Here is an 11613-nt window from a genome sequence, read left to right as displayed (position 1 = left end):
ATGCTATGGATACTGCAGGACTTCCCAATCTTCTCTTTACGAAGAGAAGCATTGACAAAAAAATAATATCGCGTTACTTGGATACTCTGTCCACCTATGATTTTGTAGATGTAATCAAGATAAAACAGGATCCGGTGCAAGCGTTTCCATTGCACGATTATTCCCTTATTTTTACGAGTGTAAACGGAGTAGAGGCTTTCTTTGCAAATGGATTTAAGCCCAATGAGCGTTTTACGGACCGCAACTACAACCGGATCTACTGCGTGGGCCAGAAAACAAAGAATGCCCTGAGAAAATTTGGGTACGGAACCTACAAGACTATGCGCAATGCCCAGCAGCTCCGCGAGTTTATAACAGTGGAGTCTCCCTCGGAGCGTTTCCTGCATTTCTGTGGCAATATTTCCCTGGACGTTTTAACTGCAGGACATGTTTTGCAGAATATTTACTATAAGAAAATAGTGGTGTACCACACCGAACTTCTTTATCCCCACTATACTTCCGGATTTGATGCCGTGGTTTTTTTCTCTCCCAGTGGCGCTCGAAGTTTTCTTAAAAACAACAGCGTTTCTTCCAAACGGGTCTATGCCATTGGTGAGACCACAGGTAAAGAACTTTTGCGCCTGGGAATTTCCAACGGCATTTGGAGCCCAGAGAACAGTACCGAAGATCTGCTCGGGATTATCGCTAAGGACCTTGAAGCTAACCCTATTAAAAGATTATGATTAAGAACGATTTATACCTAAGAGCCCTACGGGGTGAGACTGTGGAAAGACCACCGGTCTGGATGATGCGACAGGCCGGAAGATACCTTCCGGAATTCATTGCACTGCGCGAAAAGTACGACTTTTTTACGCGTTGCCAGACTCCGGAACTGGCCTCGGAGATCACGGTACAGCCTTTGAGACGTTTCCCATTGGATGCGGCAATTCTGTTTTCCGACATTTTAGTAGTTCCGCAGGCGATGGGCATTGATTTCAAAATGAAGGAGTCGGTGGGTCCTTGGCTGGATACGCCCATTCGTACAGTCGGGCAGGTTGAAGCAATTGAAGTTCCGGACGTAAACCACGCATTGGGATACGTGTTTGAGGCTATTTCCATGACGCTTGATAAGCTGGATTCTTCGGTTCCCCTTATTGGATTTGCAGGCTCTCCGTGGACGATTCTCTGCTACTGCGTGGAGGGAAGAGGAAGCAAAAGCTTTGATATTGCAAAGTCGTTCTGCTTCACCCAGCCCGAGGCGGCACATCTGCTTCTGCAGAAAATTACGGACACTACCATTGCCTACCTTAAAAGAAAGGTGGAGAGCGGCGTTTCGGCTGTTCAGATCTTCGATTCGTGGGGAGGAATGCTTTCCCCGGAAGACTACCAGGAGTTTTCCTGGCCTTATATTGAACAGATTGTTAATGCGTTAAGCCCTTTTGCTCCGGCCGTTGTCTTTGGTAAGGGCTGCTGGTTTGCTTTGGAGGAAATGAGTAAATCCAAGGCGGCTGCCTTAGGCGTGGACTGGACAATAAAACCGGAACTGGCCAGAAGCCTGGTAGGAGACCAAATGGTGCTGCAAGGTAATTTTGATCCTGCCCGTCTGCATTCTTCCCCAGAGGTAATTCGCAAAATGGTGCACCAAATGATCAACCGGTTCGGAAAAGAACGGTATATAGCAAATTTAGGCCATGGCATTCTGCCTAATATTCCGGTGGAAAATGCAGAAGCATTCATTCGCGCGGTAGTAGAGTGGACCCCCGAAAATTAAGACCTTATTTTTTTTAGTATATGGCAGCGCCCGCTTAAGGTGCTGCCATTTATGTTTTTAGGGTAGGGAAAAATACCCAATGACGGGAAAATGATCGGAGATTCCAATGCTTCTGTCCACTTGGTAGCTACGGGGTGTAATACTCTGTGAGGTCAGCAGATAATCGATGCGTATCGGGAACTTGTAGTCGTGAAAACTGGTGGAAAGCCCCCTTCCGACCTGTACAAAGGGATCGACCAGAGACTGCGATAAGTGGTAGTATTCGTAGGAATTTGGCACGGCGTTAAAGTCGCCACCCAGAAGTACCGGATAGGGGGAGGATTCAATAGCATTTTGAATCATAGCTACCTGCTCCTGGTGGCTTCTAAATACAGGCAGCATCCGAGCAATAAGCCGCTTGGCCTTTATCTTATTGGTGTCCACATCTCGGGTGGGTCGTACCATGGTCTTTTTCAGTTGGAAAGGTTCCAGGTAAATATTGATCAGACGGATCTTGGTTCCTTTTACCGAGATATCCGCCGATACAGCGTAAGAATTAGAGCCGTCGGTAATCAGGGAGCGTATGTTTTCCAGGGGGTATTTGCTTCGGATTGCAAGGACCTCGTGCTGGTGCTGGTATAATTTTTCTTCGTCCAATCGGGTCTCTTGTAAGAATACGATGTCCGCATTCTGCGCCGCCAGGTAGTTCTCCAAGTTTTCGCCCGTAGAATCCTCTGCATAGGCACCGTTCTTGGCATTGTAGGTGAGTACCTTCAGTTGCGATTCCACCTGGTCGGAAGTACTGTTCCAGTTGACAATTCTTTGAATAGGGTTAATTAGAAGTACTGTGGATAGAGCAAAAACCACTGTGCGCTTTCTAAGCATTAGCACCCATAAAAGCGTAAGAAAAATGTGAAGCAGCAGCAGTACCGGAAAAGCAAGGGACAACAGGTTAAGCAGTGCCCAAGTGGAGGGTGCTATATAGGCATTAAGCACGGTGGCCCCAGCTAGCAGAAGGACCCCCAAATGTACAAGCAAGAGCACAGTGCGTACTAATGCCATCTTTGAATATGCTTTTTGCGGAAATACAGGGCCATAAGAAATCCTACTACTGCACCACCGATATGGGCAAAGTGCGCGATTCCTCCCATACTGTCGCTAATTCCTAAATAAAGCGATACAACGATGATAATGGGAAATAGGTACTTGGCTTTGATCGGAAACGGAATGAAAAGAAACACCAATTTGGCGTCGGGAAACATGGTGGAGAATGCGGCAACCACACCAAAAATGGCTCCAGATGCGCCCAGCATTTTGCTGTTTAGCATTTGTCCCAGCAGCAGAGCGTCGGGATTTTTAAACACACTTAGATCTCCAGTATAGGTCTGACTGGACTTTCTAAAGACCTCGGCCACATCGATTCCCTGTTGGTCCAAAGCGGAAATTATCTGATTGACCTCGTAGACGTTCCACACATTAAATAAAAGAAATGCGCCCAGCCCGCTAACAAAATATAGCAGTAAGAACTTTTTTGCACCCAGGACCTGTTCTAGTACGGGGCCAAAGCTCCAAAGCGTAAACATATTAAAGAGAATATGCGTAAGGCCCATGCCCTGACCCATTGGAGCGTGCATAAACATGTGGGTCAGTATTTGCCAGCTTCTGAAGTTGGGGGAGAAGGGATAGTATGCCGAGAGTATATTATAGAGATGTCCGGAAAAAAGTAGATTGGACACCAAATATACCACGACATTTAAAATGATGATATTTTTGGTAACAGGGGGTATATTTCTAAACATAGATTAAAATTTGGAATTTATGTCCTCGAGGGAGAGTTCGGTATAGCATTGTTTGCCCCTGGGATCGTACCGGGGAAAACCTATTTTTTGGTAGCGTCTGATAAGGTCTTCCATTTCGTGCTTGTAAATAAAGTCGAAGCGTGATTTGGAATGCAGCCGGTTCCATTGGTGGGAAAAATAGCTCATAAAATCTTCTTCAGTTCGGTATTCCAAAATCTCGAATATCCGTTCCAGAAAGGTGGTGACCTGCGATTCCTTCAGGCCTTGCGGGACCGCATCGATCCTCAGTACGTTCTCCTGAGCAAGCTTCATGTCAAATCCCAGCTCTGGAAGGTACTTTTTTATGGATTTGTACTTGACTTTCTCAATTTCATTCATATGGTATTCCAGAGAGAAAAGTAAGGACTGCGCCACAGAGGAAGAAAATTTAGGTGCTTTCTGGTTCTGCTGCAGTAAACGGTGCATTCTTCCCGGATCCAGTATAAGGGTTTCAGAGCCTTTGTTGTAAATCCAGTACCCATTGGGAAGGCGGAGTAAATCTTCCTGAAAATCTTCCTCTTCAAACAGGTTGATTTTCGACGGTGCGGAATGCAGTGGTTCCTGATACAGTGTTTCTGCTGCTATTTGCTGGGACTGGGGATACTGTTCGGATTTAAAGGGATTGAAGTCCCGGTCCACGGCAAAGGATCTGCCGGGCGTATTCATAGAGCTCTGGGAAGACTTGGCGCTGGAGAAGAAAGCATCCATTTTAGGATCACGATCAAAATCCAGACTGGGAGCGACGTTATATATTCCCAACGCTTTTTTTATGGTAGAGCGAATGAGCGCAAATATCAGGTTTTCATCTTCAAACTTTATTTCTGTCTTCTGAGGGTGGATGTTCACATCAATTTTCTCTGGATCAATTTCCAAGAACAGAAAAAAAGAGGGGATGTAGCCCGGTTGGAGCAGCCCTTCAAATGCTTCCTGGACCGCTTTGTTAAGGTAGGGGCTTTTAAAGAATCTTTTATTGACGAAGAAGAACTGTTCCCCACGTGTTTTCTTGGATCCCTCGGGCTTGGCTACATAGCCAGAGAGTTTAATCCAGTCCATATCTTCTGCTATGGGAAGTAAAAGTGGCTGGAGCCTTCTGCCAAAGATTTCCACGATGCGGTGCAGAGCCGTTCCCTTGCGCAGCCTAAAAACCGGCTCGTCGTTATGAAAGAAATCAAATTCGACGTCATTGTGTGCCAGGGCAATTCTTTGAAACTCGTCGATGACGTGGCGGAGTTCAACATTGTTGTTTTTTAAAAATTTTCTTCTTGCCGGGATATTGTAAAACAGGTTTTTAACGGAAAAACTCGAGCCTTCGTGCGTCTGTGTAGGTTCCTGAAACTGCAGTCCTCCGCCTTCTATATAGATATTGGTTCCCGCACTTGCTCCCGACTGCTTGGTTCTGAGCTCCACCTGGGCTACGGCCGCAATAGAAGCCAGAGCCTCACCCCGAAATCCTTTGGAAGCAATCTTAAAAATATCCTCAGTGGTTTTGATTTTCGAAGTAGCGTGCCGCTGAAAGGCAAGCAGTGCGTCGGCGTCCGACATTCCCATGCCGTTGTCAACAACCTGTACTAGATTTTTACCCGCCTCCCGAATAATCAGCTCCACCTTGGTTGCCTGCGCGTCAATAGCATTTTCCATGAGCTCCTTTACCACTGAAGAAGGGCGCTGAACCACTTCTCCGGCAGCAATCTGGTTGGCAACATGGTCAGGCAACAGCTGGATGATATCGGACATAAAAGGTATTTAGGACAAAAATAGCAATAACTTCTGTGAATTGCAGATTGTGTAACTTAAATCTCCACGACATTACGGAGACGAAAGACAGTTTATTTGTCGGTTAGTTTAGTAATCATTCCGTTAAAGATAAGACCGTGGAAAGGCAGAACCGCATACCAATAGAGCCTTCCTGCAAGTCCCAGTGGTCTAAAGGTGGCTTCTTGTATCAGGGTATCGCCCTCGATTCTAAATTCCAGCCACGCCTCGCCCGGCACTTTCATTTCTGCAAAGAGTAAAAGGCGTTTTTCTTCCCGGTTGCTGTAGAGCACCCGCCAAAAATCAATACTGTCGCCCGGTTCCACGCTGCGCTGGTCCCTGCGTCCCCGCCTCAGACCCACACCTCCAAAGAGCCGGTCTAAATGCCCTCTGATTTTCCAAAGAATATTGGCGTAGTACCACCCGTTTCTTCCTCCAATGCCAAATATTCTGTCCAGTGTCGTTTCGGTATCGTGCACCTTGCGGCGCCGCACATCCTTATAGCAGCCCTTTGAAGGGACCTCCAAATATTGCCATACATTCTTCTTATGAAAAGGATTGGAGAACGAATCGTACCAGCTTGAAAGCACATCGTTTTGCTTGATTTTATCAAAAGCGTGGGTAATACTTTCTTTATAGCTGTACAGGGAGATGTTCAGCTGTGAAGCTAGCTCATTGGGCGTGGCCACTACATCAATCTTCATACTGTCCACAAGATTTTTAGCCAGGGGATAGGTGGTACTGGTTATAAAGTAGAGCCAATAGGAGGAGAGCTTTGGCGTCATCACAGGAACCGTAAATATGCTTCGTTTCAGCCCCCGAACCTCGGCATACTGCAGCAGCATTTCTTTGTAGGTTAGAATGTCCTTTCCTCCTATGTCATAGCTTTTATTGTAGGTAAATTCTTTTCCGAGTACCCCGACCAAAAATTCCATAACATTTCGTATTCCGATGGGCTGGCATTTTGTCTTCAACCATTTAGGAGCTACCATAACAGGTAATTTCTCCACTAAATCTCGTATAATCTCAAAGGAAGCGCTGCCGGATCCTACGATAATGGCAGCACGCAGGGAAGTCAGGCCGTATTTGCTGCTTTCCAAAGCATGCTCCACAGCTAGACGTGAAGAGAGGTGTTTGGAGAGCTTTGGATTATTAGCAATGCCAGTAAGGAAAATAACCTGCTTGCAGGAGGTTTGTTCGATTGCTTTTCTAAAATTGGTGGCCGAGTCGAGCTCCATTTGCGAGAAGTCACCCGCACTACTGGACATGGAATGTATCAGATAATAGGCGGCATCAATATCTGCGGGTATAGAAGAAAGAGATTCCGGGTCTAGGAAATCATTTTCGATCACTTCTATTTCTCCAGGAGCATCCTTGTATTTAGCGCTGTTAAAGCGCATGGAGTCACGCACGGAGCAAACCACAGTGTGCCCCTGAGAGAGTAGTTGGATTAGTAGACGTTTGCCGATGTATCCGGTAGCCCCTGTCAGAAGAATTTTCATAAAAAATGGGTATGCAATTTTGGAGCAAATATGCTACCAAACACGCTAGAACTTTTAGTTTGCCCAAACGAGAGGCCTTGTAATAAATGTTGGATATTCGCCCTTGCCATCTTGAGCCAAAAAACTCTCAAGCGGATACAGACCCAAATAGGAGCACAAAACAAGTGCCTCCTGATGCTTTACAAGCAATCTATTTGACTATCATTTTTCCTTAAATGTGATTCACAAGAAGGTGAGAAAAGTAAGTAATGCGAGATTATCGCAAAATCTCGCATTATATATTAATAATACCTTTTATGGAAAAACCTCCATAAATTTCAACATCTAAAGAAGAAGATATTTTTTTGTCTGTTGAACTATAGTCTACTGGAGAGATGAAAAGAATTCCGGACAATTTTTAATTTAGCCACCCTTTTAGCAACCCTCTAAAAGCAAAAAGCATTGAAAATCGAACGATTAACAATGCTTTTAAGTACCCCAGACGGGACTTGAACCCGTACGTCCTTGCGGACACAGGATTTTAAGTCCTGCGTGTCTACCAATTCCACCACCAGGGCAAGGTAGAAAATGAGCGAAAAACGGGACTCGAACCCGCGACCCCAACCTTGGCAAGGTTGTGCTCTACCAGCTGAGCTATTTTCGCAAACAAAAAATTTCTAAAACAAGTTTAGAAATTTTTTTATAAAAGTGCGGATGAAGGGACTCGAACCCCCACGCCTCACGGCACCAGATCCTAAGTCTGGCGTGGCTACCAATTACACCACATCCGCATTAATTTAAGACCTTCTGTTCTTTTTTTGTGAGTGCAAATATAAACGATTTAGTATTTCAAAAGCAAATTTTTTAAATATTTTTTTTGAATAAAATTTAAACGCTTAGCAGACTTTAAAATTAAATTACTTTTGTATTTTTACACACTTAAGAAATCTGAACATGGAATTACAAGGAACGGTAAAGAAAATATTTGAAACCCAGACTTTTGCAAGTGGTTTTCAAAAAAGAGAAATGGTTCTACTGACGCAAGAGCAGTATCCACAACCAATAAACATTGAATTTTTATCCGATAAGATAGGACTACTGGATACTATTTCCGAGGGGGATGATGTAAAAGTAGGAATCAATATCCGCGGTAGGGAATGGACCAGCCCGCAGGGGGAAGTAAAATACTTTAATTCTATTACCGGTTGGAGAGTCGAAAAATTAAGCGGCGGCGGATTCAGCGATCCTGTAGTAGCACCAGCGGCAGGGGGAGCAGCTCCTGCAGCATCTTCCGATCCTTTCGAAGACGAAGACGACGATTTGCCTTTTTAACAGCGAACAAAATTCAAATCCTGCTTTCAAGTAGGATTTTTTTATGCATACTATGGAAGAGCGTTACATTTCCTTTCCGGACCCGTACCAAGAATACCCCCATGGAGGTCTTATAGCCTACGGTGGGGACCTGAGTCCGGACACCCTATGGACTGCCTACAGTCAGGGGATATTTCCCTGGTACAATCCTGGGGAAGATATTCTTTGGTGGTGTCCGGACCCCCGCTTTGTGCTTTTTCCACAGAAGCTCAGGATCAGCAAAAGTATGCGCAAGATAATGGACCGGGGTGTCTTTAAGTTTACAGAAAACCAAGCGTTTAGAGAGGTGCTGGAACAGTGCATGCATACGCCCCGCGAAGGCCAAGACGGAACCTGGATGTCGATGGAACTTATTGACTCGCTGGAAGTCCTTCACCGTGAAGGAAAGGCTTTAAGCTACGAAGTTTGGCAGGAGGGCAGGCTGGTAGGTGGCTTATACGGTCTGTTGGTAGGAAAGGTGTTTTGTGGCGAAAGTATGTTCAGTCTGGTATCCAACGCCTCTAAAGCGGGCCTAATTTCTTTTGTAGACAAACACAAGCAGGATATCGAGTTAATAGACTGCCAGGTGCATTCCGCGCATTTGGAGCAGCTGGGCGCCGAAATGATCAGCAAGGAGGACTTTCTCCGTACCCTTCCTGCTAGAATTTAAAGTACAGACCTGCAAATATCCGTCTTCCCCGGTCGTAGTAGTATTGGTTATGCGATGAATGTACGTAGGGCCTTTGCACCTGAGAATCAAACTTTAAAAGACCCAGGCTTTCGCGGGAGGCCGGAGTATACTCGGTATTGTTCAAGAGGTTTATCACCTCAAGGTTCAGCCCCAGCTCGTACCTACCGATAGAAAAGGTTTTTCCCGCCGTAAGATTCATTAAAAAATAACTTGGCAGCTCCTTTTGCGGCGGTAGTCCATGAGGATATGCAGGCAAAATTCCGGAAGGCAAGGCTTCTTCCGAGAGTTCTGTTCTGGAAAGGGCAGAAAATTCGGGGTACAGTGCATCGAGGTAAATCCCGGAGATGCGTGCCCAGAAGAGTTTGGGATTGTCGTAACGGAGTCCTGCAACAATGTTGTTCTGCGCAGAACCTGAGAGACGCTCGCCCGAAAGAGGTGCCTGCACGTCGGAGTGCAAAACTTGACTGGAAACGTAGTGCACTAGAGGGTTATTCTTAACCGAAGAATTATTAAGTCCCGCCGCAGTGAACCAGGTAAAATTCTTGGTAAAATTCCATTCCACGCCCAGTTCCAGACCGCGGCTTTCCCGGTCAAGTCCGATCCACGATTCATTTATAAAGGTATTACCCATGTAGTCCAAAGGTCCCGCATAGTTTTGGTCTGTAAAATAGTTCCAGTGCTGCAGGTCGTTTTGTGCTCTTTGGTAGTAGGCAGAGGCGGATAGCTGCAGCTTCTCTAAGGAGAGGCGGTAGGAGAGTTCCGTGCCCATTTTCTTTATAGGATTTCTCTGGTTGTGTATGGCATTCGAAGAAAGAGGCTGTCTTAACAAGGGACGTATTCCAGGATTAACTGCATGGTAGAACCCGGAGGCACTTAGCGTATTTTTGGAGTTAATCATAAAGTCCACTTTGGTGTTGATGCCCGAATCTACGCCGCGTCGGGTGGGCGATGGGCCCCAATCGCTTTCTTCTGCATTTTCTCCTAACATATTTCCTAAGCGCCGTGAATTATGTACCCGCACAAAGGCCGAGGCCTGCGCGTTCCATCTGTTCTTTTTATAGGCTCCAAAAATGCCCCACTGCAAGGCGTTTTCTTCTATAGAGTAGTCATATCCCAGACGCTCACCTTCGGTTTTTTGGATCGAACTCTCCAGTGTATTGTAATCAAGATTAGTAAAGGGACTGCGATTCAGAACATAAGATGCGCCCAAAAGATCGCTTACTTCCCGGTAGTATTTGGATTCTTTGGAGCGCACCTGTACGTGGGACTTTACAGTGAAATGCGGATTTAGACGAAGAGAATAGGTGCTTAATGCGGAAATAGTTCGGATCTGCTCCACATCCTCGGCCATAAAGAAACTGGCTTTCCCGTCGGCTAAAACGTTTTCTTCCCGCATACTTTGCCAGCGTACAGGCCCTAGGTCGCTGTCAAAATTGGCGAGGGTAGGATGAAGTCCGTACGGCACATCGCTCTTATCCCATTCCAAGCGGCTTTCTCTAATGCTTCCCTCTTGTAGGGATACCAGCGTCTCCCACTGCGAAGATTTGGTAGGAAGGTAAGTAAAGCCTAATTGGTACACCGGTAAAAAGTAATTTCGGGTCCTTGCATTACGAATTTGGTTCCCGTCCACGCCCCAGTAGCCATTGTCCAAATGGTTTTCTGATCCGCTATCGGGGTCCAGGGCACTTCTAAGGCCGGTCCGGTCGCTTTGTGCATAGGTGGTAAAATAAATACTCGACTTGGGGTTTATTGCGCGTTCCACAGAGGCAAAGTAGCCCAGGCGGCTGCCGTCGATTCCCGCTATCTTCTTGTCGGCGCCCCACTCCGGACTTAGTCCAAACGCTATGGACCAGCCGGTGGTGGATTCTCCCGAAGCATGGAATAGCTCCAGCCGGTTAGCAAGTACAGCCGTACTGAAGCTATATCCCAGTTTCGTTGTTTTCGGTATTTGGGATGGCCGCGTAGTAAATTCCACAATGGCGCCCGGATTTATGCGCGCGGCATGCGGCTGGTAGGATTCGGTGAATTCAATGGGCAAGCTGGCAAAAGCCGAAATCGGAATGTAGAGTAAATCCCCTTGTGGGGCTTTTGTGCTGAGGGTAGGGGTGCCATTTACCAGAATGCTGTGCTGGGAATTATCGATTGCGCGGGGTTTGTAGCCGTACCAGCGCATGTCGCTGGAAACAAGTCTTGTATAGAGCGACCCTTGATTGGTTAGTAGGGCTATTGAAGGCTCCAAACTCATATTATCTGAGGAAAGATTCTCACTTACTGCCGCAGCTGCCACTGCATGCTCTTTGCTGGAGGGAAGCATGCTGATAACACCCAAATCCTGTCTTTTTAGGGAAGGGTTTACCTCAAACTCAATCTCACGACTCATCAGACCCGTTTTCGAGATGCGCATTTTGTAGAGCCCCGGCTCCAAATTAACAAACTGAAAATAGCCTATTTTATCGGCAATCAGATCGTTGTCCGAGCGGATTAAATCTACGGTAGCTCTTTCGACAGGCTTTCCTTCCTGATCCTTAAGGTAGGCAAATACGGTCGTTTGTGCGCTCATTAAAGGAAGTCCACCGATGGCTGCCAATAGTAGAGTGAGTACAGTACACCTCATAGAAGGAATATCAAAGACTTTAAACTGTATTGTAATAGTGTTACCCATTTTCTGCAATAATGATACCATTAAACCTAATATCCGCAGGATGTTTTCCGACCCCATTCCCGTAAATTTAACAGCGGCCTAATTTATGCATCTAAAAGGGTAAATCCCAA

The 11613-nt window shown here is 46.1% G+C and carries 9 protein-coding genes and 3 tRNA genes; 4 read left to right on the top strand and 8 right to left on the bottom strand.

The features are described 5' to 3' along the window. The first annotated feature begins 5 nt into the window (after positions 1-5). Both IC612_RS03650 and hemE read left to right on the top strand, forming a co-directional pair. Entirely contained in the window at positions 6-722 is a 717-nt protein-coding gene (locus IC612_RS03650) for a uroporphyrinogen-III synthase (RefSeq protein ID WP_194738814.1), read from the top strand. Next, positions 719-1750, top strand: coding sequence for a uroporphyrinogen decarboxylase (hemE, locus tag IC612_RS03645; protein ID WP_194738813.1), 1032 nt, complete (start codon positions 719-721; stop codon positions 1748-1750). Before IC612_RS03650 ends, hemE begins: the two co-directional genes overlap by 4 nt. A gap of 57 nt (positions 1751-1807) precedes the next feature. Here hemE and IC612_RS03640 read toward each other — a convergent pair whose 3' ends face one another. The 7 genes from IC612_RS03640 to IC612_RS03610 form a co-directional block, all read right to left on the bottom strand. Beyond that, positions 1808-2791, bottom strand: a complete 984-nt coding sequence (locus tag IC612_RS03640; RefSeq protein ID WP_194738812.1) for an endonuclease/exonuclease/phosphatase family protein — start codon at positions 2789-2791, stop codon at positions 1808-1810. Then, a complete protein-coding gene (locus IC612_RS03635; protein ID WP_194738811.1) occupies positions 2782-3528 on the bottom strand; it encodes a rhomboid family intramembrane serine protease in 747 nt (248 codons plus the stop codon). The genes IC612_RS03640 and IC612_RS03635 overlap by 10 nt, the downstream gene beginning before the upstream one ends. A gap of 3 nt (positions 3529-3531) precedes the next feature. After that, positions 3532-5301 carry a DNA mismatch repair endonuclease MutL gene (mutL, locus tag IC612_RS03630; protein WP_194738810.1) on the bottom strand — a complete coding sequence of 590 codons (1770 nt, stop codon included), beginning with the start codon at positions 5299-5301 and terminating at the stop codon, positions 3532-3534. Positions 5302-5393: 92 nt separating this feature from the next. Beyond that, positions 5394-6821, bottom strand: a complete 1428-nt coding sequence (locus IC612_RS03625) for an SDR family oxidoreductase (RefSeq protein WP_194738809.1) — start codon at positions 6819-6821, stop codon at positions 5394-5396. Positions 6822-7294: 473 nt separating this feature from the next. Then, positions 7295-7378, bottom strand: a tRNA-Leu gene (locus IC612_RS03620). 13 nt (positions 7379-7391) lie between these two features. Then, positions 7392-7464 (bottom strand) — tRNA-Gly (locus IC612_RS03615). A gap of 45 nt (positions 7465-7509) precedes the next feature. Continuing rightward, positions 7510-7591, bottom strand: a tRNA-Leu gene (locus IC612_RS03610). Positions 7592-7754: 163 nt separating this feature from the next. Here IC612_RS03610 and IC612_RS03605 point away from each other — a divergent pair. Then, positions 7755-8132, top strand: coding sequence for a DUF3127 domain-containing protein (locus IC612_RS03605; protein WP_194738808.1), 378 nt, complete (start codon positions 7755-7757; stop codon positions 8130-8132). A gap of 43 nt (positions 8133-8175) precedes the next feature. Then, positions 8176-8820, top strand: coding sequence for a leucyl/phenylalanyl-tRNA--protein transferase (aat, locus tag IC612_RS03600; protein ID WP_194738807.1), 645 nt, complete (start codon positions 8176-8178; stop codon positions 8818-8820). Here aat and IC612_RS03595 read toward each other — a convergent pair. Then, positions 8810-11524: a TonB-dependent receptor gene (locus tag IC612_RS03595; protein WP_194738806.1), complete on the bottom strand. Its 2715-nt coding sequence runs from the start codon at positions 11522-11524 to the stop codon at positions 8810-8812. The two genes, aat and IC612_RS03595, sit on opposite strands and share 11 nt — an antisense overlap. Positions 11525-11613 lie beyond the last annotated feature (89 nt).

Source organism: Planobacterium oryzisoli (genome assembly GCF_015354315.1).
GTDB classification, from domain to species: domain Bacteria; phylum Bacteroidota; class Bacteroidia; order Flavobacteriales; family Weeksellaceae; genus Planobacterium_A; species Planobacterium_A oryzisoli.
Note: the sequence above shows the minus strand (reverse complement) of the source record. Positions and strands in the feature narration are given on the sequence as shown.